General features: G+C 40.4%; 16 protein-coding genes. 13 read left to right on the forward strand and 3 right to left on the reverse strand.

The features are described 5' to 3' along the window. Positions 1 to 34: 34 nt before the first annotated feature. The 12 genes from T501_RS06050 to T501_RS06105 all read left to right on the forward strand — a co-directional run bounded on the left by T501_RS06050 (position 35) and on the right by T501_RS06105 (position 19,382). On the forward strand, positions 35 to 985 hold the full coding sequence (locus T501_RS06050) for a glycosyltransferase family 2 protein (protein ID WP_026509522.1): 951 nt from the start codon (positions 35 to 37) through the stop codon (positions 983 to 985). Further along, the gene (locus tag T501_RS06055) at positions 966 to 2,603 is read left to right on the forward strand and encodes a DUF6020 family protein (RefSeq protein WP_044913841.1); all 1,638 of its coding nucleotides are present in this window, start codon (positions 966 to 968) and stop codon (positions 2,601 to 2,603) included. The genes T501_RS06050 and T501_RS06055 overlap by 20 nt, the downstream gene beginning before the upstream one ends. Positions 2,604 to 2,883: 280 nt before the next feature. Then, entirely contained in the window at positions 2,884 to 5,676 is a 2,793-nt protein-coding gene (locus tag T501_RS06060; protein WP_044913842.1) for a tripartite tricarboxylate transporter TctB family protein, read from the forward strand. A 62-nt stretch (positions 5,677 to 5,738) separates the two neighbouring features. Then, entirely contained in the window at positions 5,739 to 7,682 is a 1,944-nt protein-coding gene (locus T501_RS06065; RefSeq protein ID WP_044913843.1) for a polysaccharide biosynthesis protein, read from the forward strand. Positions 7,683 to 7,697: 15 nt separating this feature from the next. Then, the gene (locus T501_RS06070; protein ID WP_197027924.1) at positions 7,698 to 8,981 is read left to right on the forward strand and encodes a DegT/DnrJ/EryC1/StrS family aminotransferase; all 1,284 of its coding nucleotides are present in this window, start codon (positions 7,698 to 7,700) and stop codon (positions 8,979 to 8,981) included. 22 nt (positions 8,982 to 9,003) lie between these two features. Then, entirely contained in the window at positions 9,004 to 10,569 is a 1,566-nt protein-coding gene (locus T501_RS20670; RefSeq protein ID WP_081843057.1) for a WecB/TagA/CpsF family glycosyltransferase, read from the forward strand. A gap of 278 nt (positions 10,570 to 10,847) precedes the next feature. Beyond that, positions 10,848 to 11,408: a hypothetical protein gene (locus T501_RS06080; protein ID WP_155994797.1), complete on the forward strand. Its 561-nt coding sequence runs from the start codon at positions 10,848 to 10,850 to the stop codon at positions 11,406 to 11,408. Positions 11,409 to 11,648: 240 nt separating this feature from the next. Next, positions 11,649 to 14,120, forward strand: coding sequence for an ABC transporter substrate-binding protein (locus T501_RS06085; protein WP_044913845.1), 2,472 nt, complete (start codon positions 11,649 to 11,651; stop codon positions 14,118 to 14,120). Positions 14,121 to 14,363: 243 nt separating this feature from the next. Continuing rightward, a complete protein-coding gene (locus T501_RS06090; RefSeq protein WP_026509514.1) occupies positions 14,364 to 15,350 on the forward strand; it encodes an ABC transporter permease in 987 nt (328 codons plus the stop codon). 17 nt (positions 15,351 to 15,367) lie between these two features. Next, positions 15,368 to 17,044, forward strand: a complete 1,677-nt coding sequence (locus tag T501_RS20675; protein ID WP_044913846.1) for an ABC transporter permease — start codon at positions 15,368 to 15,370, stop codon at positions 17,042 to 17,044. 179 nt (positions 17,045 to 17,223) lie between these two features. Next, complete coding sequence (locus T501_RS06100; RefSeq protein WP_044913847.1) at positions 17,224 to 18,387, forward strand: ABC transporter ATP-binding protein; 1,164 nt, start codon at positions 17,224 to 17,226, stop codon at positions 18,385 to 18,387. Further along, positions 18,387 to 19,382: an ABC transporter ATP-binding protein gene (locus tag T501_RS06105; RefSeq protein WP_026509511.1), complete on the forward strand. Its 996-nt coding sequence runs from the start codon at positions 18,387 to 18,389 to the stop codon at positions 19,380 to 19,382. The genes T501_RS06100 and T501_RS06105 overlap by 1 nt, the downstream gene beginning before the upstream one ends. 107 nt (positions 19,383 to 19,489) lie before the next feature. On the opposite strand, the gene T501_RS06110 is transcribed toward T501_RS06105, so the two are convergent. Then, positions 19,490 to 22,201 (reverse strand): FtsX-like permease family protein, encoded by a 2,712-nt coding sequence (locus tag T501_RS06110; RefSeq protein WP_197027925.1) that lies wholly within the window; start codon positions 22,199 to 22,201, stop codon positions 19,490 to 19,492. A 9-nt stretch (positions 22,202 to 22,210) separates the two neighbouring features. Next, positions 22,211 to 22,927, reverse strand: coding sequence for an ABC transporter ATP-binding protein (locus tag T501_RS06115; protein ID WP_026509504.1), 717 nt, complete (start codon positions 22,925 to 22,927; stop codon positions 22,211 to 22,213). A gap of 273 nt (positions 22,928 to 23,200) precedes the next feature. Here T501_RS06115 and T501_RS06120 point away from each other — a divergent pair, with 273 nt between their 5' ends. Further along, on the forward strand, positions 23,201 to 25,087 hold the full coding sequence (locus T501_RS06120; RefSeq protein WP_044913849.1) for a putative bifunctional diguanylate cyclase/phosphodiesterase: 1,887 nt from the start codon (positions 23,201 to 23,203) through the stop codon (positions 25,085 to 25,087). A gap of 70 nt (positions 25,088 to 25,157) precedes the next feature. Here the strand turns inward: T501_RS06120 and T501_RS06125 are convergent, their stop codons facing one another. Then, entirely contained in the window at positions 25,158 to 26,330 is a 1,173-nt protein-coding gene (locus T501_RS06125) for a DUF3048 domain-containing protein (protein ID WP_081843058.1), read from the reverse strand. Positions 26,331 to 26,416 lie beyond the last annotated feature (86 nt).

Below are 26,416 nucleotides of genomic sequence, written 5' to 3' on the forward strand. Positions count from 1 at the left end.
ATGACTATTATAAGGAATATGGTAAAATAACCCTATGCGAAATAAATTAGTAAGTTTTGTGATACCGTGCTATCGCTCGGAGCAAACAATTGAAAATGTTATAAATGAGATAGAAGGGGCTATGGACATGCTTGTCCTTTACAGCTACGAGATCGTTCTGGTAAATGACTGTTCACCTGATAATACCTGGGACAAAATCTGCGAGCTTATTAAGGAGCATGATGAGATAAGGGGCTATAATCTTGCAAAGAACTTCGGTCAGCATGCTGCAATTATGGCAGGATTAAATAAGGCGAAGGGAGATATCATAGTTTGTCTTGATGATGACGGGCAGACTCCTGCTGATGAAGTTGGAAAGCTCCTTTATCAGATTGAAAAGGGGGCGGATGTTGTATATGCAAGATATGCCCACAAGAAGCATAATCTTTTCAGGAACTTCGGAAGTGCCATGAATGACTGGATGACCCGGGTTATGCTTGGAAAGCCAAAGGATCTGTTTATATCAAGCTATTTTGCGGCAAGACGCTTTGTTGTGGATGAGATGATAAAGTATCAGAGCTCTTACCCGTATGTAATCGGTCTTGTCCTTAGAACCACGAAGAACATTGTGAATGTTGATGTTACTCACAGAGCAAGAACCGTGGGGGATAGCGGATATACATTTTCAAAGCTGATGGCGCTTTGGATTAACGGGTTTACAGCCTTCAGTATCAAACCACTTCGTATTGGCACCTTTATGGGCGGAGTACTTGCGGCTTTTGGTATTTTGTATGGTATATATACGATACTGAAAAAACTTCTTTATCCCGATCTTCCTACTGTGGGCTTTTCTGCACTTATGTCGGCCATTACATTCATGGGTGGTATGCTTATGCTGATGGTTGGCATGGCAGGGGAATATATCGGACGAATATATATTTCACAGAATAATAATCCGCAGTATGTAATCCGCGATGAGGCTAAAAATGAAAAATCAAATGAGTAGGAATAAGACCTGGCTGTTGCCGGTCTTATTTGGCGTATGTGCGTCCGTGTCTCTGGTTTTTGGATATCAGCTTGAGAGTGCGGATCATATAGACCTTTCAGATAGAAGAGCACTGATTTTGATTCCTGTATTTGCCGTGATTACTGCACTTTTGGTAAGGACAAGCTGGAACGGGCTTTACAGGAAAATAAGGAAGGACAGCCAAAATGAAGGTTTGGCCGGAGAAACGGTATATAAGGGATATAACAGATCCGATTATTTCAGAACCTGGATGTTTATTGCAGCATTGAATTTTATCGTGCTTTTGGGAGTTTATCCCGGATTTTTCGTCTATGATGCCCAGACTGAGGTTATAGAGGTTTTATCCCGCAGCTTTAATACGCATCATCCGCTTTTGCATGTGATGCTGCTTGGTGGGAGCGTTGCCTTTTTCCATAAGGTAACAGGGAGCTACAATCTGGGAATCTTTGCATATATACTGGCGCAAATGCTGGTTATGACCTGGATATTTACCTATTTTTTGAATTTCCTTAAAAAGCATGGTGCAGGTAAAAAATACAGAACAGTAGTAGCTTTGTTCTTCGGGATGTTTCCGACGATTGTCATGTATACGCTCTGTTCCTGTAAGGATGGGCTGTTCTCGGTGCTTCTTGTGCTGACGGTGGTCCTTACAATTGAGTGGGAAGAGCTTAAGGGAAGAGGCGAAAAGAGAAGAAAGGCGTGGCAGATCATAATAAGTGCAGTTTTTATGATGCTCTTCAGACACAATGGTTTTTATGCATATCTTGTGTATGCAGTGATTGTTATTGCCGCCGTTTTCTTTGGAAAGAAAAGAGATAAGTTTCACAGAGCAACCTTTCTTATTGCTCCTGTGATAATATATTTTATTATAAACTCCGCCATAGGGCATGCTTTTGCTGCAGAGAGCGGAGAACATCAGGAAATGCTGACAGTTCCTATTCAGCAGATTGCCCGTGTGTATTACTATGACAGTGAGAGCTTTTCTGATGAGGAGAAGGAGGTTCTTCACAAATATTTAAGTGAAGAGGCACTTTCACATTACACACCCAGAATATCAGATATTCTGAAAATGTATTTTGACAATAAAGCCTATGAAGATGACAAAGCATCGTTTTGGAAATTGTGGCTTGATAAAGGAATAAAGAACCCTATTAGTTATTTAAATGGCTGGTTTTTGACTTCCTATGGATACTGGTATCCGGGAGCTGTGATAAATGTCTATCAGGGCAACACGGTATTTACATTTACTTATACTGACAGCTCGTATTTTGGTTATGAGGTTGAACTTCCGGGTGAGAGGCACAGCTTTATACCTGCAATAGATGATTTTTACAGAAAGCTTTCAATAGAGAAGTTCCAGCAGAACATACCGGTCATTTCACTTTTGTTTTCACCTGCTGCATATTTCTGGCTTTTTATTTATCTGTTTTTGACAGCAGTTGTGAGAAGAGATATGAAAATATATCCGTGGCTTTTGGTTTTACTGGTATGGCTTACAGTACTTCTTGGGCCTACGTATCTTGTGAGATATACCATATACTTATGGTTATGTGCTCCGATTTTAGTGTATACTGTTTTACTGCGTAAGCATAGATAGTGCCAATCCAAATATGAAAACAGTGTACTGTTACTGTTCACACCTTACGGTGCTCACAGCAACTGGATTTGCCCATTCCAGTTGCCTTCGGCAAAGGGGCAAATCCTATATTTAAGACGTAGAACATTCTCACGCTCAGCGCAGCAAGTGCGCAGAGCTGTCTGAACAGTAACAGTGTACTGAAGGAATAAATGACATCAGGACTCATCCCATAAATGGGGGCTCTCCTCATGTCGAGTTACCATAAGCGGTACCCTTTAGGCCGAACAGTGGAGGAATTATGAGAAGAAAAGTTGTATATAAGAGTACTGCAATAAGAGCGGTTATTATTTTCTTTGCGATTATTGCAATTCTGTCTGTTTTCCCTCTTAGAATCTGGCAGAGGACTATCACTGAAAGGGGTGGAGGTGAGATTGTCCAAACTTCTGACAGAATCAATGATTACCATGATGTGGTTCAGAAATTTATTGCCCAGTATGACAGGCTTGAATCAATAGATATTTATCTTGAAGATGTTGAATTGGGAAATTATATGTCCATGGTTTTTTATAATGAAAACATGGAGCAGATTTATCAGAGATTTGTCTATTTAAGAGATGCGAGCCTTCCGGGATATATAAATGTCAGGGTTGGCCTTGATCTTAATGTGGGCGAGACCTACACCATGATCATAAATGGTGCTTTTTCCACTTTTTATGTTGCATTTGAGCATTCGGGCGAAGATACGTCGCCGTACTTTGTTTCCTTTGCTTATCACGATACCACTGTGGAGGGACTTCAGCTGGCAGCAGGTTATAATTACAGGCAGCCTGTTACCAAGTCCATGTCTCTTCTTATTATTGCAGGGATAATCCTGGTGGCGGCGCTTCTTATCATTATTGAAAAACTTACCGACAGAGAGAGGCGAAATAAGCTTGTTACAGTGCATCAGGTTGTAAAGACAGTTGGTAATCCTATTGCAGCGATTGGCACACTGGCGATGATGATACTTATTTATCCTTTAAAGTATTTTGATCAGAGACCTTTGGAAAATGCTTTTTTGGAACTTGGTGTAGTGATCGCGGCTGTTCTTGTTTTTTATGCCATCAATCATGAAAGTGATGCGACACTGGATGTGAAGCTTTGGCACAATTTCAAGAATTTTACACAGATGGGACTTATTGCGGCAGCAGTGTGGTTTTGCTGTGAATACATGAATGCCCTTTACACGATTTATCAGACACTTGCAGAGCGCAAGGAAATGATTTTTCTGCTACTGTTTTTGTGTATTTCAATTCCTTTTTCCAGAATAAAAAGCCTTCGCAATCTGATTTATCTGATCGTTGCAGGGGGAATCGGAATCTGGTACAGGATGGGACATCTTGTTCCTGCAGATGAAAAGGAATACGATCTTAAAAATGCTGCACTAACCTATGGCATTATAATAGCGGTCCTTGCAGGATTCCTTATCCTTAATTTTGCAGCTGAGATTTATTACAGAACAAAGGGAAGGGAAGAGTACCTGGAAAAAAGAACAGGCTTTAAGATAAGTGTCTTTGGTATTCTGCTTCTGGTATTTTTTGCAGTTCTTATAGTGTTTAGAAATACGAGATGGTGGGGAGTTGTCCTTGCAGTCTTTGTAGTAGGCCTGATGGTTACCTATGCGCTCTATGGCTTTAAGGAATATCCGGAACTTATTCTTGGAGGACTACTTCTTAATTTTGTGGTGTCCATGGGATACTGCTGGATGTACAGAAGCTTTGCAGCGTTTAATACCGGAAGATATGCATTTGTATTCCATACCGTAACCGTGACGGCTGAGTATATGACTGTTATGGAATGTGCATCTGCGGTACTGCTTCTATATAAAATATATACCATCAGAGATGAAAAATCCTTCAAGGCACGATTTAGATATCTGTGGAAGGAATTCATACTGTTTGGTTTTGTAACTGCATATATGATATTCACTATTTCAAGAACATCATATCTTGCATGTGCAGTAATGTTTATCTGCATGCTGGCAATAACAGCTACTGATTGTCACAGCGGCAGGCTTAGATATCTTGGGATACAGGTAGGAACCATGGCTCTTGCCGTGATTTTATGTTTCCCCGCTGCATTTGCTTTACAAAGAATATTTCCTGCTCTTGTAGCGCATCCGAAGAAATTCCTCATTGAGACAGGTAACTTTGGACTTTATGGAGGCGGACAGCCTGACAATCATCTCTACATGAATATAGAGAGGTTTGTGGATCTGTTTTCTGAAAAGATTCTTGGCGTTGATATTATGGATTATAATTATCCGGAGGATATAGCGAACTTTAACGACGAAGGTTATTCCACAGTCGGAGAAAACGGTGTTCCTCTTACTGAGTATCAGTCAATGACAATGTGCTACAGCCTTCCTGAGATTGTGGCATCAAGTCAGACTTCACCGGAGATAAGACAATACCTGCTTGATACCGGAGGAGCTGAACTCCTTGAAAACATGAGGCTTGAAGAGGAGAGACTTGAGGCTGAGAGGCTTGAAGCAGAAGCTGCTGCACAGGAAGCTGAAAATGCTTCCAACGTTGAAGAAAGCGGCGAAGAAATCAACTCTGATGATCTGACGGATGCCAAAGAATCTTCAGACGATACAGCTGATTCTCAGAATGATGAAAATCAGGGCAGCGAGGAATCTTCGGATAATGCTCAGGGTACAGATGGAATTGAAGAGTTTTCAAATGGAAGAATTACCATTTTTAAATCCTATCTTCAACAGATGACACCCTTTGGACATGACGATATGGGAGCTGTGCTTCCTACCGGTGAGATCGCAATCCATGCGCATAACACTTATATCCAGGTTATGTTTGACCATGGTATTTTAGCCGGAATTGTGTTCCTGTTTATGATGGCATTTGCCTTTTTTGCCGGTGCGAAATATTATGTAAAAAACAGGGATGAAGTTTCAGGTGCACTTTTGCCCTTTGCCATGACCGTTGGTTTTGGAATAGCGGCATTATCTGAGTGGGTCTTCCAGCTCAGTAACCCTATGGCGATTGCACTTGTGTTATCGCTTATGCCGATTACATTTAAGAAAATAAAATAATGACTTTTATCAGACTGGCAGTTTTAGGATGAAAAGCCTATTTTGTGATAGAATAAAGAGATATGAATTCAGAAAAGAAACCTTTTAACTTTGCAAAATTTTATAGAAGGGTCGGACTTATTGTATATGATGTTCTAAGTATCATCATTGCAAGCTATATGGCCCTTCTTATGAGATACGAGTTTAATATTGATCTGGTTCCATATGAGTTTATGGAACCTGTAAATGATTACCTTGTTATAAATGTGGTCATTTCGCTTATAGTCTTCTACTTTTTCAGACTGTATAACAGTCTCTGGGCATATGCCGGAGAGAATGAGCTGCAGAACCTTGTCTTTGCCTGTGTGACATCAGGTATTGCCAATGCAATAGGCTTACAGTTTTTTAGAATCGGCAGAGTGACTGTTCCTCAGAGTTATTACTTTTTATATACATTTATTCTTATTACTCTGATCTTTGTGAGCAGATTCAGCTACAGATTTATCAGAAGCGTGAAGCATAAGACAGAGAACCGCAAAAACACCACATCAGTAATGGTTATTGGTGCAGGTGAATCCGGTAATATCATCATCAAAGAGATCGTTAACAGCAATTTTTCAAGCATGGTCATCAGATGTATCATTGATGATGACAGAGGAAAATGGGGACATTATATCCAGGGTATCAGAGTTGTGGGAGGCCGTGATAAGATTCTTGAATGTGCGGATCTCTATGACATAGATGAGATTATAGTTGCCATTCCTTCACTTTCAAGAAGTGAAATGAGAAAGCTTCTTGATCTTTGTAAGGAGACTAACTGTAAGCTTCGTTCACTTCCCGGGGTTTATCAGCTTGTTAACGGTGAGGTCAATGTAAGTAAGCTTCGTGAGGTAGAGGTAGAAGACCTCCTTGGAAGAGAACCGATAGCAGTAGATCTTAATCAGATTGCAGGCTATGTTAGTGGTAAGACTGTTCTCGTTACAGGTGGCGGCGGTTCAATAGGTTCCGAGCTCTGCAGACAGATTGCGAACCACAAGCCGGGCAAACTGATCATTGTTGATATCTATGAGAACAATGCCTACGACATTCAGCAGGAACTTAAGAGAAATCACCCTGAACTGGATCTTGTGGTGCTTATAGCTTCTGTTAGAAATACAAACAGAATCAATAGAATTTTCGAGCAGTACAGACCTGAGATAGTTTACCATGCAGCTGCACATAAGCATGTACCGCTTATGGAGGACAGTCCCAATGAGGCTATCAAGAATAATGTCTTTGGTACCTTCAAGACTGCCATGGCAGCGGCCATGAACGGATGCCGTAAGTTTGTAATGATTTCTACGGATAAAGCGGTTAATCCCACTAATATCATGGGAGCCAGTAAGAGAATCTGTGAGATGATCGTGCAGACCTTTAATAAGCATTATGATACAGAGTTTGTTGCAGTTCGTTTCGGTAATGTACTTGGTTCAAACGGATCAGTTATTCCTTTATTTAAAAAGCAGATTGCAGCAGGCGGTCCGGTTACAGTAACGGATCCTAACATTATAAGATATTTCATGACTATACCTGAGGCGGTCAGCCTTGTTATGCAGGCAGGAGCTTATGCAAAGGGCGGTGAGATATTCGTCCTTGATATGGGTGAGCCTGTAAGGATTCTTGATCTTGCTGAGAATCTTATTAAGCTTTCCGGATATAAGGTAGGCGAGGATATAAAGATTGAGTTTACCGGACTTCGCCCGGGAGAGAAGCTCTATGAGGAGATGCTAATGGATGAGGAAGGTCTCCAGGATACAGCTAACAGAATGATCCACATCGGAAAGCCGATTGATATGGATGATATGAAGTTCTTTGGACAGCTGGAGGAGCTTAACGGAGCATCTAAGGCAGAACATGCTGATGAGATCAGGGAGATAGTTCAGAAGATAGTAACAACTTATCACCCTGAGGATAATGCTGATTCACATTCCCTTGAGCATCAGAAGGCTCTTGAGAGAGCGGCTGAGCTTATAAATGAAACAGAATAAGGCAGGCATAGTATTATGGACGAGAGATTTAACGGTATTAAGAGATTTGAGAAAAAAGTCTGGCTTTCATCTCCTACAATGCATGGAGATGAGCTTAAATGGATCACAAATGCGATAGAAACCAACTGGGTTTCTACTGTTGGTGAAAATATAAATGAGACTGAAAGACTTATTCAGGAGAAAGTCGGCAGAAAGTATGCTGTGGCTTTGAGTGCAGGAACCGCAGCTTTACATCTTGCAATCAGACTGGCAGGGGAGAGGCTTTACGGACCCCAGCCTGCAAATAAAGGTACACTTACCGGCAAGAAGGTTTTTTGCTCAGATATGACATTTGATGCGACAGTTAATCCTGTTGCCTATGAGGGAGGCGAAGCTGTTTTCATAGACACTGAGGAAGAGAGCTGGAATATGAGCCCCAAGGCTTTGGAAAAGGCTTTTGAGATTTATCCTGATGTTAAGCTGATCGTTGTGGCGTATCTCTACGGAACTCCCGGAAAGATACAGGAGATAAGGGATATTGCAGATAAACATGGTGCGCTTATAGTTGAGGATGCTGCCGAATCACTGGGAGCAACCTACAGAGGCGTGCAGACAGGTAAATTTGGTGACTATAGTATTATCTCTTTCAATGGGAATAAGATAATTACCGGAAGTGCAGGAGGTATGTTCCTTACTGATTCAGAGTATGACTGTCACAAGGTCAGAAAGCTGAGTACCCAGGCAAGAGAGGATGCTCCCTGGTATCAGCATGAGGAGCTGGGATATAATTATCGTATGTCCAATATTGTGGCAGGTGTTGTCAGAGGACAGATTCCCTATCTTGATGAGCATATTGAGCAAAAGAAGCGTATTTATTACAGATACAAAGAAGGCCTTAAGGACCTTCCGGTTTCAATGAATCCTATTCCGGAGGATACGGAGCCTAATTACTGGCTTAGCTGCATGATCATAGATAAAGATGCGATGAGCCCTCATGTAAGATCTGAGAAAAATGCGCTGTATAAGTCAGAACCCGGAAAATCCTCACCCTCAGAAATATTGGAGATGCTTGGCTTTTTTAATGCCGAGGGCAGACCTATCTGGAAGCCTATGCATATGCAGCCTGTTTACAGGAATAACATTTTCATTACAGAGCAGGGCATACTTAGAGGACGAAGTAATGCATATATTGACGAAGGCGTTCTGACTGACGTTGGAGCAGATATATTTGAGAGAGGTCTTTGCCTTCCTTCAGATAATAAGATGACTGAAGAAGAACAGGACATAATAATCGATATTATTCACAGATGTTTTAAATAAATGATTTGCGAGGTCTTTTGATATGGGCTTTTCACGCTCACATAGAAGAAAAAGAATACTGCTTATAGTAGATGCGGTTGCATTGGCGCTTGCTTATGCAGCTATGATTACAATAAGATTTAACTGGTACATGAAAAAGGAGTGGATGGCACCTTTGTATACCATGGTCTTTTTCATGGAAATTCTTTTTGCCACACTTGTGAATGTATACAATAGCAGAAAATATGACTATAAGCCTATCGAGAATCAGGATCCACTGGAAGTCTTCGTTGGTGTATGCAAAAATCTGTTCATACTGTTTGTATTTTTGATAGTAACATTGATGGCGTCCAAGGAAAATGCCTACTATTTTTCAAGACTGGCAATGCTGTATCTGGTTATCCTGGACTTTGTATTTGTGCTGTCCTTCAGACTGATATACAGAGCAATCCTTAAAAAGCATGGTAATCCTGATATTCACAGAAGGAAGATAACAGCTCTTGTTTATGAGAAGGATATCGAGTCTGTCAAGGCACATCTTGGTAAGGAGCTTGCCTCAGAGTTTGAGCTTGAAGCTATTTTTACTCTGGATGATTCCTATAACGCAGATGAGACAAGAATATTCGATGATTACGAAGCTGTGTTAAACAGAGAACAGCTCATAGAAAGGGTTAAGGAATCAGGTTGCAGTGATGCCTTTGTCTGCATTCCTGATAAGCTTGAAATAGCTGACTATGTAAGAAATGATATTGTAAGAAGACTGGGGTATGAAGGAATAAATACTTATTTCGGTCTTTCAATTGACGGACTCTGGGTTACAGGTAATCTCATCAGAGGAATGGGGTACTATCAGGCCGTTTATTATTCAGCCATGGCAAAGAGGTGCAGAGTTCTTGGTGTGGACTTTGCAGTATCAAATGTCGAAAATGCAGTCTTATATGTGAGAAGTCATATACAGGACTTTTTTGGAAAGTATATATGTTTCTGTAATGTCCATACAACTGTGGAAGCAAGTGAAAATCCGGGGTATATGAATATACAGAATTCCTCTGCACTGACGTTTCCTGATGGTCAGCCCATAGTAAACAGAATTCAGAAAGCAGGATTCGTTAAAGCAGAGAGAATTGCCGGTCCCGACTTTATGGACATGATGTTCAAATCGACAATGGACGGTAAACTGTCTCATTATTTCTATGGCTCATCTGAGGAGACTATTGAATTATTAAAGAAGAATCTTCCGGAGAGATTTCCCGGAATGGATATAAAAGGGTATTATTCACCGCCTTTCAGAGAGCTTACTCCAAAGGAGGATGAAGAGATAGTTGAGATGCTCAACGCATCCGGTGCCGACCTTATCTGGATAGGACTTGGCGCTCCCAAGCAGGAAAAATGGATGGCGGCGCATGAAGGAAAACTTCATGGTGTCATGCTCGGAGTTGGTGCAGGATTTAATTTTTATGCAGGAAATATAAAAAGAGCACCCATCTGGATCAGAAAAATCGGTATGGAATGGCTTTACAGACTGTTTCAGGACCCTAAACGTCTTCTCAAGAGATACGTTATATCAAATGCAAAGTTTATCTGGAAAGTGTTTGTTTTAAAGAAATAATTGCACTGTATAATTTTTTAGTTTCTGCTTGCACGCTTTAAACCGACAAAGTGTCCGTGAGACAAAGACAAAAGTTCGTCTGTGCTTGACTTATTTTAACATTTTGATATAATTTAATCTCGGTGTAGATAATTAAATTGCAATAATGTATACTTACATTTAGAACAACGGCGTTCCTACTTGCAGAGTGTAAGTTTAGGAGCGCTTTTTCTCTATAAAGAAGTTGTTTGTAAGACAGATTGTTATTGTGCCTTACTTAGAAATGGAAATACGGAGTAATGAGTATTTTGCATAATCCATATAAGGGAGATTATGATCATGTTCCCGAGATGGATAAAAAAGGGAGGTTTCGAGACAGGTTCTTCTATAAAGGGGATCTATATGTGCTTCCTTTTGATGAAACACAAAAGAAGAAGACCTATCTTTCGTGCGTACTGTATGGAATAGGAATGTTTGCTGCTCTTATTATTCAGGGGTTGGTGAATCAGACATCATCACATACTCTGTGGGTGGTACTTCCTTATATATTGCAGTATTTGCCTGTATTATTTTTCATTGTAGGAATAATAGAATATATAGATGCTACGCCCAGGATGACAAGAAAACAGTATGATAAAGGTATAGGGCGCATGCATTTTTGTGCTATAGCTGTAATAGTGCTTACAGGGCTGAGTGCAGTGTGTGAGATCATCTATCTGGTGATAAGAAGAGGGCAATACGATATTAAGCTTGAATTATTGTATCTGCTTCTGCACATTCCGGTTATCTTTGTAGCATTACTTTTTGCCGGATATTATAATAAGAACTTTTCAGGAATATCTATTGAGTCCAATAAGTGAGCATATAACTTTTACTTATGGTCAGATATAGAGTTTGATTAATAGAAAGAATCAGTATTAGCGCATATACTTTCTATGTGTTTGAGCATAGTACTTAGCGAGGATCTTAGGAGTTTGGTGCTGGTAATGAAGATTCACCCGGTGAGGTAATAATTAGCCCGGTGAAGTATGTAAGCGGTGACAACCACCAAGGTGGATGCACATATAATATTATGGGGATACCCCAGAATGGAGGGCAATATGAAAAAGTTAGGCAAATTTCTGGCATTAGGACTTGCTGGAACAATGGTTGTCTCAGCAGTTGGATGCGGCTCAAACAGCGGTTCATCTAACGAAACTGCCGGTTCTGCAGATCAGACAGAATCTACAGAAGCACAGGCAGAAGACAGTGCTGAGGCTGCAGAGTCTACAGAGTCTACGGAAGAAGCTACAGAAGAGACAGAATCAAGTGATTCAGCAGAGGCTGCTGAGAGCACAGGAAGCGGAGCTCCGCTCGTAATCGGAGAATCAGAATTCTCAGAGAAATTCAGTCCTTTCTTCGCAAATTCAGCTTACGATATCAACGTAGAGCAGATGACTTCTATACCGCTTCTTAAGGTTGATCGTATGGGTGAGATCATCATGAATGGTATCGAAGGTGAGACCAAGGAATATGATGGTAACAGCTATGAGTACAAGGGACCCGCAAACTGTGAGATTACAGAGAACGAGGACGGAACAGTTGATTATGCTTTCGAACTTCGTGATGATCTGAAATTCTCAGATGGCGAACCTATTACAATAGATGATGTAATTTTCTCAATGTATGTACTTGCAGATCCTTCATATGATGGACCTTCATCATTCAGTGCACTTCCTATCACAGGTATGGAAGCTTACAAGAGCGGATCTGATACACTTTTCAACCTTCTTGTTAAGGCTGGTGAGGACAATACAGACTTCACATACTTTACAGAAGATCAGCAGAAGAAATTCTGGGAGACAGATTTCCCTGCAGCTAAGGAACAGTTCATCAACGACATCGCTGATTACTGCTCAGCAAACGGCGCAGTATCAGATGATGAGGATATAGCTAAGGATCCTATTGCAAACGCAATGGCTAACTGGGGCTATGGTAAAGCTGAAGGCGGCGTTCTTACAGCTCCTTCAGGTGCTACATTTGATGTTAAGGGTGGCACAGCTCCTACAGTAGATGATTTCTGGAATGAAATCATGGCAGCTTATGATAACGATGTTATGGCAGCTACTGACAAGGAAAAGGCTGGCGACGGCATCCTTGATATGCTCAGTGATGACTACAAGAACTCAATCGAGACAGGTGATTCAGCAGCATCTATCACAGGTATCGAGAAGACTGGTGATTACTCACTTGTAGTACACATGGACAAGCTTGATGCAACAGCTATTTACAGCCTTCCTGTTGAGATTGCACCTCTTCACTACTATGGTGACAAGGCTGAATATGATTATGATAACAACAAGTTCGGATTCTCAAAGGGTGATCTTTCATCTGTAAGAGCAAAGACAACAACTCCTCTTGGAGCAGGCCCTTATGTATTCGACAAGTATGAGAACAAGATTGTTTACTTCAAGGCTAACGAGAACTACTATCTTGGTGCTCCTGTAATCAAGGAAGTACAGATGAAGGTTACTCAGCAGTCTGATGCAGAGCCCGCTGTTGTTCAGGGTACAATCGATGTTGCTGAGCCTTCAGCTAACAAGTCTACTCTTGAGCAGATCGCCGGTGACAACTCAAATGGTGAGCTTACAGGTGACAAGATTGCTACATCTCTTGTAGACAACAATGGTTATGGTTACATCGGTATGAACTCTGAGAACGTTAAGGTTGGCAGCGATCCTTCAAGTGATGAGTCAAAGGCTCTTCGTAAAGCTATCGCAACTGTTATCGCTGTACATCGTGACGTTGTTATCGATTCTTACTATGGCGATGCTGCTAACGTAATTAACTATCCTATTTCTAACACATCATGGGCAGCACCTCAGCCTTCAGATCCTGATTACAAGGTTGCTTTCTCAGTTGATGCAGACGGAAATGATATCTATACAGACGGCATGAGCGAGGATGAGAAGTATGATGCAGCTCTTCAGGCAGCACTTGGATTCTTCGAGAAGGCTGGTTATACAGTATCTGATGGCAAGCTTACAGCAGCTCCTGAAGGTGCAAAGCTTTCATATGAAGCTATGATTCCTGCAGATGGTAAGGGTGATCACCCTTCATTCGGTATCCTTACAGCTGCTAAGGAAGACCTTGCAAAGATTGGTTTCGACCTTATTATCAATGACCTTTCAGATTCTTCAGTTCTCTGGTCAGCAACTGAAGGTGGTACAGCAGAGATCTGGTGTGCTGCTTGGGGTTCATCTATCGATCCTGATATGTATCAGATTTACCACTCAGAAGGTGGTTCTGCATACATGTACAGAATCAACCAGAAGGAACTTGATGATCTTGTAGTAGAAGCTCGTTCAACAACAGACCAGTCAGTACGTAAGGCTATCTACAAAGAGTGCCTTGACTACATTGTTGACTATGCAGTTGAGATTCCGATTTATCAGAGACAGCAGTGCTCAATCTACTCTGTAGATCGTATTGATGTTGACAATTCTGAGATGCTTCAGGATCAGACAACATACTTCCACTTCTTCGCAAGCACAAGTGCTCACGATGGAATTGAGAAGCTTATGACTAAGTAATTCGTGTTTAACAATATAAATGCGTATGACTTTGTCCGTGGGGGTCAATTGGCTCCCGCGGACAAGTTATGTAAAAAAATGCTTTATGACTTTAAATCAATAGAGAAACTTATTGAAAGGTTTTGGTATAATATAAATTCGAAAACATTATTTCGCTTTGCGGAATTTTAAATAGATTGCATTTTTGAGAAATGCTAAAGAAAAAAGGTAGAAGATATTATATTAGAAGGAGTATAGACAACAATGAAGAAATTCATAATCAAACGTCTACTCATATCGGTAGTTTTATTGTTTTTTGTATCAATGATCATTTATACGATCATGAGATGTATGCCTACATCATACGTTGAACAGCAGGCTATGGCTTTGTCTACAAAGCCTGGTGCAAAGAGCTACTCTGAGTGGGTTGAACAGTTAAATGCTCAGTATGGTCTGGACACGGGGGTAATCCAGGGGTATTTCAAATGGGCTTCACGCGCTATCACACTTGACTTTGGTGATTCCTGGTTCTGGAATCAGCCTGTATTACAGAAGTTTAGTAGTGTAATCTGGTATTCATTTGCACTGGGACTTGTAACATTTATATTGGAAATAATAATCGCAATACCTGCCGGTGTGGCTGCTGCAAGAAGACAGTATTCTGCAACTGATTACACTGTAACGGTTATCGCACTTATCGGAATTTCACTTCCGAGCTTTTTCTTTGCGACGATTTTGAAATATGTTCTTTCAGTAAAGCTGGGCTGGCTTGATCTGTACGGAATAGTCGGAAGATATCATGAATCTTATTCAGATTTTGGTAAGCTTCTTGATATGGCACGTCATATGATCATGCCTGTAATTACACTTACAGTTGTAAGTGTCGGATCACTTATGCGTTATACAAGAACAAACATGCTTGAAGTTCTGAACGCAGATTATATCCGTACTGCAAGAGCTAAAGGACTTTCTGAGGACAGAGTAGTTAATTATCATGCTTTCAGAAACACACTTATACCGATCGTTACTCTTCTTGGTGGATCACTTCCCGGACTTTTCTCCGGTGCTATGATCACTGAGACTTTGTTCCAGATACCCGGTATCGGTTATACATCTTACCAGTGCGTAGTACAGGGCGATATTCCTTTCGTTATGTTCTACATGGTATTTATGGCAGTATTGATTCTTTTAGGTAACCTTATCGCTGATATTCTTTATGCGGTAGTTGACCCGAGAGTAAGAGTAAACTAAGGAAGGAGGCGGATGAAATGTCAGATAAGAAAAACGAAGTAAATAAAGAAGAAATGCATCTTGATGATGCCAGCAGAGTCCGTGTCCTGTCTCCCGGAATGATGGTTCTTAAGAGATTCCTTAGAAACAGACTTGCGATTGTTGGTATGGTTATCATCGTAGCGATGTTCCTGTTCTCTTTCCTTGGAGGAGCAATTTATCCTTATTCTGAGAGTAAGGTGTTCTACAAGACTGAACAGGTTATGAAGGAGTTTGCAGGAGCTACAGTTATTGATCAGTTCCAGTTCCAGACAATTGATGGAGTAAAGCTTCCTTCAGATATTAACTCAAAGGCTCTTATTGCTGTTTCCAAAAAGCAGTATGTATTTGAAACCCGTGGTGGTGAGGTGCTTGGTATGGCTCCTGCTGCTGAGGATTCAGATGTTTATATTATTTATTCACTTGAACCTGCTCAGATGTTCCTTAAAGGTAACAAAGAATTTGATGCTGCAGTTGAAGCAGGAAGAAATGACTTCGAGCAGGATGGAAAAATCTACATGTTCAACGGTACGGATTTCAAGGCTGATGTCTATGAAGCAACAGAGGTTGCCGTAGCAAGTAAGAGATCATTTACCGGATATAGCAAGGATACAAAGTTCACTTATGATTTTTACAGAAATGCACTTCTTGCTGTTGCAAGGGAAGAGGGTTCATTTGAAGCAGATGGCACCAGCTATACTGTAAATTCAGAAGGTCTTGTTGAAGCAAATGGCGAAGGCTATGCTGTTGTATCAAATATGAACTTCAACGCTATTGATTCAGGAACCTTCCTTGATCCTGATTATAAGGCGGCTGCTCTTGAGGCATTTGAAGCTGCAGGTAATTCAGGCTCTTTTGAATACGCCGATGCTGAGGGCAACATGGTTGAGTACAGATTTGAGAAGAAGTCAGGTCAGTATGTAATCAAGAAGTTCCAGGAGACAAGACTTATCGATACATATGCATCACCTTCCAAGGAGCACCTTGTTGGTACAGATGCTAACGGTATGGACCTTCTTGCTCGTCTTATGTATGGTGGACGTATTTCATTGCTTATTGGTTTCGTGGTAGTATTTATCGAAGTATTTATAGGTATGGTAATCGGTGGTGTAGCAGGATTCTTCGGCGGATGGGTTGATAACCTCCTCATGAGACTTGTAGACGTTGTTTACTGTATCCCTGCAATGCCTTTGTACCTGATTCTTGGTTCAATCATGGACTATTATCAGGCAAGCCCCAGAGCACGTATCTACCTTCTCTGTGTAGTAATGGCTGTTATCGGCTGGGTAGGAATTGCACGTATTGTCAGAGGCCAGATCCTTTCACTTCGTGAGCAGGAGTTCATGGTAGCTGCAGAAGCACTTGGTATCAGTACATACCGCAGAATTTTCAAGCACCTTATACCTAACGTAATTCCTCAGCTTATCGTATTTGCAAGTATGGGACTTGGTGAGGTTATCCTTTCAGAGGCTTCACTTTCATTCCTTGGTCTTGGTATCAAGTACCCTGCTGCATCATGGGGAAGTATTATCAATGCGGTTAACGATTCATACGTTATGACTAACTATCTCTTCGTATGGTTACCTGCAGGAACATTCATTCTTCTTACAGTTCTTGCATTTAACTTTATTGGTGATGGTCTTAGAGATGCTTTTGATCCAAAGATGAAAAGATAATTCTGACAATAGGCACTGCGAGTCACATGCCTGCATGTGGATTCGTAGTGGCATTTGTCAGATAAGAAGTCATGAGGAAGAAGCGAGAAAGCCCGGATTCCAAATGATTTCGAGTCTTGTGGGAGTATGATAGTACAAAGCAGGACGTATTATCTTATATGTATATATAGGAGAGCAAAATGGCAAAGAATTCAAATTATATCTCTGCTAAAGAATCAAGACGAATCTCTAGAGAGAATCGTAAGATCACATCAGAGATAGAGAAAAAGAGAAACAGAAAACATATTCCTGAGAGCGAATATGTTACAAAGATGAAAAATCCTGAGAATTGTGTTGAGTTTGATAATGTTCACACATATTTCTTCACAGATATAGGAACAGTTAAGGCTGTTGACGGCGTATCCTTCGAGGTACCTCAGGGTAAGACAGTTGGTATCGTTGGTGAGTCAGGCTGTGGTAAATCAGTTACAAGCCTTTCACTTATGCAGCTTGTACAGAGACCTTCAGGTCAGACTGTAGAAGGTGAGATCAGATTTAACGATGGAGATAAAACAATAAATGTTGTTAATGCTCCTGCTTCAGTTATGCAGAAGCTTCGTGGAAATAAAATGTCAATGATTTTCCAGGAGCCCATGACATCACTTAATCCTGTATTCAGAATCGGTGCACAGGTAGATGAGGTTATTGCTCTTCATAATCCTGAGATGACACCCGAGCAGGTTAAGGCAAGAACAATTGAAATGCTTCAGATGGTTGGTATCGCCAATAAAGAGGGTGTATACCAGATGTATCCCCATGAGCTTTCAGGTGGTATGCGTCAGCGTATAATGATCGCTATGGCTCTTGCCTGCGATCCTAAGCTTATCATTGCAGATGAGCCTACTACAGCGCTTGATGTTACTATCCAGGCACAGATTCTTGATCTTTTGAGAAACCTTAAGGATAAGATCAATTCATCAATCATGCTTATCACTCATGACCTTGGTGTTGTTGCTGAGATGGCTGATTATGTTGTTGTTATGTATGCGGGACGTGTTATTGAGAAAGGTACTGCAAGAGAGATATTCAAGGATCCCAGACATCCTTATACAATAGGTCTTATGAGATCCAAGCCGGTTGTTGGTAAGCATGTTGATAAGCTCTACAATATTCCGGGTAACGTACCTAACCCTATTGATATGCCTGATTATTGCTACTTTAAGGATAGATGTGAAATGTGTACAGAGAAATGTTCCGGTAAATATCCCGGAGTATACAAGGTTTCTCCTACACACTTTGTAAGCTGCTACAGATGCGAGGAACTTGCTGGCAGCATAAATAATATTGAAGGAGGTGCAAATTAATGAGTGTTAAGATTAATGATAATAAAGACAACATACTCGAAGTAAAGCACCTCAAAAAGTATTTCCCCATTAAGGGTGGATTCTTTGGCGGCGTTACAGGTAATGTTAAGGCTGTTGATGATGTAACATTTTCAATTCCCAGAGGAACAACAATGGGACTTGTTGGAGAGTCAGGTTGTGGTAAGTCAACTACAGGAAGAACTATTTTAAGACTTCTTGAGAAGACAGAGGGTGACATCATCTTCAACGGAAAAGATATCAGTAAATTTGATAAGAGGCAGCTTCGTGATCTTCGTACAAAGATGCAGATTATTTTCCAGGATCCGTATTCATCACTCTCACCAAGACTTCCTATCGGTGAGATTATTGGAGAAGCTGTTCGTGAACATGAACTTGTTCCCAAGTCAGAATTTGATGATTATATCACAGAGATCATGAAGGAGTGTGGTCTTCAGCCCTATCATAAGGATCGTTATCCTCATGAGTTCTCAGGTGGTCAGAGACAGCGTATCTGTATTGCAAGAGCTCTTGCTGTTAAACCTGAGTTCGTAGTATGTGACGAGCCTGTATCAGCTCTTGACGTTTCTATTCAGGCGCAGATCATTAACCTCCTTAAGGATCTTCAGGAGAAGAACAATCTTACATATCTGTTCATCTCACACGATCTTTCAGTAGTTGAGCATATTTCAGATGCTGTAGGTGTTATGTATCTTGGAAGCCTCGTAGAGACAGGTAAAACAGAGGATATCTTTGCTGAACCTCTTCATCCTTACACAAAGGCTCTGTTCAGTGCTATTCCGATGCCTGATCCGGATATCAAGAAGGAGAGAGTACTCCTTGAGGGAGATATTCCTTCACCTGCTAATCCGCCTAAGGGATGTAAATTCCATACCAGATGTCCTCATTGCATGGGTATCTGTAAGGAACAGGCACCTCAGGCTAAGGACATGGGCAACGGACACGTTGTAAAATGTCATCTTTACAATGACAAATAAATTGCTTTGATTTTTTTAGGCTATAAATGCTGATTGAATTAGCATTTATAGCCTTTTTCATCATAAAGGAAATTCTTATCTAAAAGAGAGCACTAGCCAGGGAGATTTTAGAAGTCATTCAGCGATAAATCTTTTATCTTACTCATGGCAATAGAATAAATGCCTACAGAAAATATGGTGGTAATAATGAATGAGATAATACATGAAGGGATATCTGGTGTGCGAAGGAACATATAATGTAACTGTTCCATGGTACGCAAAATGTAAAGTGCCATGATACATCCAAGAATTATCCCAAGTATAATACCTGCAGAAGTGGTAAATACTACTTCACGTATGGCATAAACGATGGTTTCACGTATCGTATAGCCATTAATTCTCATTATTGTCAGTTCGCCCTTTTTAGATACCAGGTACATGTTTGCGAGTCCCAGGATGACAAAGAAGGCCATGATACCTGAGAGTACGATCAGGAGAACAACAATAAGATTAAGAACAATAATTATATTTTGAAGAGATTCTACCTCTTCAGAAGCCGGAGTATAAGCCTCAAATCCGGAAATGTTTGATAATTCATCTATCAGCTTGTTTTCTTTTGCCTTATCACTAAAGGTTATGAAGAAAGTGCTGTCATTATAATTCGTATTAACGACCTGTTCATAGTAGGATTTTGTCGATATTATGTATCTTCCAAGGTAATTATTTATTACTCCGCTTATTACGGCACTGTGTTTATAACCCAGATCATCAAGAACATAGATACTATCCCCCGGTGCAAGGTTATATATTTCAGACATCTTGGTTGTTATCAGAAGTCCGTTATTTGGATCCGGAGCCTTATCTGTAGCTGTCATTGACAGCAAATCACTGTTTGTATAGTGATCAATGATCGGATGATAGTAGGATAGGAGATTCAGGTCATCTGATAATAGAAACTCTATATATTCTGTAGTATCGTCAATTTGAACATTCCCCTTTTTATCCAAAAACAAAAGATAGGAAATGCCATGTTTATCAAGTAGCGTTGAGACTTTCTGTGTGACATCCTTAGATACAGAAGTGTTTATGGTTATCTTGGCATCATATCCCGTATAATCGTTGACCTGTCTCTCAAGGGAACCGTTTATTGATGCGCGAAGTGTAAGACCAATAAGGGTAAGAGAACAGCATCCTGCTACGCTAAGTATTGTGACAATGACACGGATTATATCAGAGCGCATATTGAGCAGTATAATTCTGCTGTAAAGAGGGAGCATTCTTAGAAAAGGAGACTTTTCAAGTGCTTTCAAATGTCCTTTAGGAACGCGTTCAGAAAGAAGTTTTTGGGCAGAATCCTGCATAAGTGAACCGCATGAAAAGTATATGGCAAGTATGGCAACAATCAGAGCTATGATTATGGTGACTATTGTGGGAGTTATTTCAACAACTAATTTAAATCGCCCGAAAAAGAAGTGGTCACCATAGCCAAGGGCTATAACAGGTTCAATAATATAAAGCGAAAGAAGTATGCCAAGAAAAGCTCCAATCATAGCAGCTGAAAGACCAAAGATCAGGTATTTTGCGAATATTTCGCTGCTATGCATCCCCAGGGCTTTTGATATACCGATGATAGAACGTTGTTCAAAAACCATCCTCGAAAGGGATACAAATACAACCATTACGGAAATCAGAACAAACAGTAGGGAGAAGGTCATATTCAGGTTTCTAAGATTTTCGAAGTTGTTTTTGGTATAGGTGAAGGATGGGTTGGCATTCCTGTTAAATACATACCAGATTCCTTCTCCCTTTGCTACGGTTTTATTATGATTCTCACGGGTGTCCTCAACACGGTCTACGGCATGATCATATTCCTTAACGCCCTTTTCATAATCGGAAATCTGTTCATCGGCGGTTTTATATTCTACAGGGTCCTTGCTGATGATTACAGATAGCATATTGCCCAGGTCTGCCATGACTTCACCTGTTTTACCGTTAAGTGAAGAGACCATTCTTCCGGCAAGCTCCAGGTCGGAAGAAGCGTCAGATAATTCTTTTTCGCTGTCCTTTAGCTGGTCATTCATGAAGCTTACATAGTTGTTATAGCGTACAGGTGCGAGCTTTTCCCCCAGAGCTTCTATTTTATCTATATATTCATCTGCAAGATTAAAATAAACATCACTAAAATAAGACACTCCTGATGGTTTATCAAAAATGACTTCAGCATAACTGTAACAGTTATCAAATTTGGAGCTATCAAAGGCATCTATTGGGACGAGAACGCAGTAGGACTCATCAAGGTCATAGGTCAGATGCTCTGCGTGGGTAAAAGTTCCTGTGACAAGAAAAGAGTTTTCATTCAGCTCAGGTGGATCCTCATCATACTGATCTTTTATCTGTATGGTATCTCCGACATTAATGGAAAGCTTTTGGGAAAGAATTTCTTCTATTATGCATTCATTGGATTTTTGTGGAAGTTTTCCCAAGGATATGGTGGGAATTCCGATTTTTTCAGGTATAGATGCTGCTGTAATGGACGTTGTGCTCTCATCTGTCTTAAGCTTTGCAAAGGAGCGAAGTCTTCCTTCAACGGTTGTGATTCCATCAATTGCATCAATTTCAGACAGGTCGGACTCAGAGAGCATGCAATTTGAAGAAATCTGTATATCCCTGAAATTTGTCTGGGTATAAACAGTTTCTGCTGCACTTTTTAGCCCGAAAGAAGAATACGTAAGACCTAAATAAGCCGCTGTAGCAAAGGATGCTACAACGATGATGGAAAACCAGGCTACAAGTTGTTTTCTTATATTTCGTAGTGAATCTGTAAGATGTATCTTTTTCATAGGCATAAATTACCAGGTAAGGCTGTTTGCGCTGGCAGGAACATCGTTAATCACAATAGAGTCAAGCTGACCGTCTTTTATCTTAAAGATTCTGTCAGCCATTTTTGCTATTTCGTTGTTGTGTGTAACCATTACAACTGTAGTGCCTTCTTCTCTTACAATGCGTTCAAAAACGGACAGTACTTCAATGCTTGTGGAGTAATCAAGTGCTGCTGTTGGTTCATCAGCGAGAATCAGTTTTGGGTGTTTGCAGATGGCACGCGCTATTGACACACGCTGCTGCTGACCACCGCTTAACTGTGCAGGATAGTTACCTGCCCTCTCAGAAAGACCTACCACACGAATTGCCTCATCCGGTGACATTGAGTTTTCAGATAGAACGGATATGAATTCGACATTTTCCTTTGCAGTAAGGTTGGGCATGAGATGATAATCCTGAAAAACAAAGCCTATATAGTGCCTTCGATATTCGGTAAGCTCTTTGTTTGTAGGATGAGAATAATCTATGCCTTCGATTTTCAGCTCTCCGGTTGTCAGATGATCCATACCTCCGATTATGTTTAGAATAGTGGTCTTTCCGCAGCCACTTTCGCCCAGTATGACAACAAATTCATTCTCATATATTTCTAAAGAGATATTTTTTAATGCTTCAAGTTTTCCGTCACCGGAACCGAATTCTCTGGAGACGTTATTTAAACTGACTATGACTTTTTTTGTTTCTGACATAATTATCTCCAAAGCACAATAAGGATAATTTCCAATAGTTAATTTGAATATAACATGATTAGATTAAGAAACGCATTATGCCTGGGATATGTTTTATACATTTTAGAAAAATATAATAAATACTGCTGTAATCAGGAAAAAATCAGAAAATGATATTTCTTCAAAAATTCGATATTTTGTAAAAATGATATAAAGAATATCTGAAAAAAAAGGGAGGTCCACCGTTCTTAAGATATTTTTATGTATAATCATTAATAAGTTGGGAGTTAGTATATGATCACACTGCTTAGTTTAGGGATCATAGCAATCGGCATACTAGCAATAAGGGCAAGAAGTATTAGCCGCACAGTAGGCACGATATGGATTGATCTTGAAATTGATGTCACAATTGCATACATAATTCTTATTTGGGCGTTGGAATTATATGAAGAATACATAGGATTTAGAAGCGATATTTCGTATGTTGCCAGTGAGACCATGCTGATAATTGCTTTAAATACCTATCTTCTTTGCGGTCTTAAGATAACCATAGGCCTTGCAAGGTACTGGGAAAAGGCACCGCTATTGTCAATCCTTCCCTATGCTCTTCAATTGATTTATCTTCTGATTCTTAATCCTATTAATCATATTGCGTATTTTAGTGATGTAAAGGGATTAGTCACACCGGAGAGGATAGTATTTATAGTTTTGTCAACTGCTCTTAGTGCCATATATGTGCTGTTTACTATTTATCTGGCATGGAGACACCTAAAACGACTTGGAAAAGTGGCTGCATCAGTTATCTCTGCTATGGTGATGGTAGTTTTTTTCATGCTTATAATGAACAACTGGATCACTGATTTTATGTATATGGGGTCAGCATTTGCTGCAGCTGTTACATTTAATCTGGTTATGCTTTATCTTGTTGATAACCCTACCGATCCCAAAACCGGATTATATAACCAAAAGGCATTTTTCAGGGCAGTGGAAGAGGATCTTTTACTGAATCCTAATACTGATTATCAGCTTTGTCTTCTGGATATAAGGGATTTTCAGGATGTTAATGAGAGATTCGGATTTGAGCGTGGTGATGATATCTTGAAGCGCGTAGCTGCTGAAATGCGCAGGAAGTTTTCATGGGAGGTGGAACTTGCATACCTGGGTGAGGACAACTTCGTAGGTCTGTTCCCAAATGGATCATATTGGATGCTTCAGGGGAGCCTGTCGCTTGATGAAATGTATCCTGGAGAACAGATAGATTATACGTTGTCACTGTATTCAGGGGTATATCCAGTAACTGACAGGAAAATGAATCCGCAGCTTATGTGCGACAGGGCTAAGTTCGCCATGAACGCCATAAGATACGAATATGATAAGCATGAGAAAGTATTTGATAATACATTAAATCATGCGTTTGAAATGCAGGCATATATGCTTCATAACTGTGATAAAGCCATTAACGATAAGAGCTTTATACCGTACTTTCAGCCTATCTATGATGCAAAGACGAAGAAAATATGCAGTGCGGAGGCTCTTGTAAGATGGAAGGATAAAAACTACGGACTTATAAGTCCGGGTGATTTCATACCACTGTTCGAGAGGAATGGCTTTATCAACAAACTTGATATCTATATTTGGGAAACTGTATGCATGCAGATTGCTGAGTGGAGAAAGGAGGGTATCCTTGTACCGCCGGTATCTGTAAATATATCAAGAAGAGATCTGCAGATGGAAAACCTGTATGAGATCATTCTTGATTTGATTAAGAAGTATCACCTGTCTCCCAATGATCTTAAGCTTGAGATTACGGAAAGCGCATTTGTGGCGGAAAATCAGAAGTTTTTCAATACAGTGGACTTACTTAAAGAGGTTGGTTTTAGAATACTTATGGATGATTTCGGAAGCGGTTATTCCAGCTTTAATACCTTCAAAAATGCACATGTTGATATATTGAAGGCAGATATGAAATTCATGGACGGAATAGGCTCATCTGAAAAGGGAAAGGTAGTTATAAACACTATTGTTGAAATGACCAAAAAGCTGGATATGCCAATAGTTGTAGAAGGTGTTGAGACTGAGGAACAATATGAGTATCTGAAGGCTATCGGGTGTGAGATGATACAGGGATTTTACTTCTCAAGACCTGTTCCGGCTGAGACATTCAAAACACTGATAGAATAAGACAGGAATGAATTTGTTTATAGATGAGAAGATAAAAGGCGCCGCATTTCGCGACGCCTTAAACATTCTATTATTCAATTACCAGCTGATCCCATGTATCTGCAGGAACAAGTGCGATATAGGTTTTACCATTGTTGATCTCAAGCTCGTTAGCCTGTGAATCAAAGAACTGTGTCTTTACAAGCTCACCGGTCTTTGTCCAAACAATATCTGTTGCCTTACCGTTTGTGCAGTAGTAACCGGGCTGGTTGATATCAATACAGTTGTAGATAAGATAACCATGATCATCAAGCTGATTGAAGGTGCACTTCTGAAGAATTACATTCTTGAAGGAAAGAACAGCACCGTCTTCGCCATCCTTGTGAGGGTTACCATAATCATAATACTCATATTCCTTGGTATCAGGATTGTATACGAGCTTTGAGCTGTTGTGCTCAAAAGGAATGATATCTATAGTGTTAGCATCGATGCATTTAGCATAGCCTTTGTTCTCAAGGCTTATCTCATTACCCCAGGGAGTAAAGTTGAAGTGAGCATCCTTAACTCCGTCGGGAGTGAATTCATTATATGTTGTTGAGAAATTGCTGCCTGAGAAGTTATTCTCAAGATCGCCTGCAAGGATGTACTCTGTATATTCTCTCTTCTTACCGTTATCTACACGGGAGAATGTACCTGAGAAGTGGTTGTTACCCCATTCCTTGGCAAGATAGGGATCGATATGAACCTTGGGACCACCATCATGACAAAGTACAGCATTCCATTCTGCAGAAAGGATGATGTTTGTAGGTCTTGTACTTCTGATAGAACCAAGCTGCTTGATTGAACCCCAATCCTTCATAAGGCACATGAGACGGGTGATACGTCCGTTCTGGGTACTGTTCATCATTTCGTATACTACATCACACTCTGAAATACCAAAATGAGGAAGTGCGATTGATTCGTTATCAACCATTGCAGCGATAGGACGCTGATCCTTAAGTGACTCGCTGATGGGTTCACCTGTGAGCTCACTTCTATACATACCGGCAGGAATCTCTGCTGTAACAATTTCCGGTTCAGGTTCAGTCTCTTCAACAGGAGCTTCTTCAACAGTCTCCTCTGCAGGTTCCTCCTCCTGAATGGATTCCCAGGAGAGTCCTTCTGATGAATCATCTGCAGGTGTCTCGGACTTACTACATCCTACGGCAGATGTGAGCATCATTGCTGTGAGCACGACGCTTACAATTCGTTTATTAAATTTCATAACATAATCCTCCTTAAAATGTGTTTTAAGACACACCTTCATTATTTTAACAGAAAAGAAGTATTTGAAAAAGCATATTTTCAAAA

Source organism: Butyrivibrio sp. WCE2006 (assembly GCF_000701985.1).
Taxonomy (GTDB): domain Bacteria; phylum Bacillota; class Clostridia; order Lachnospirales; family Lachnospiraceae; genus Butyrivibrio.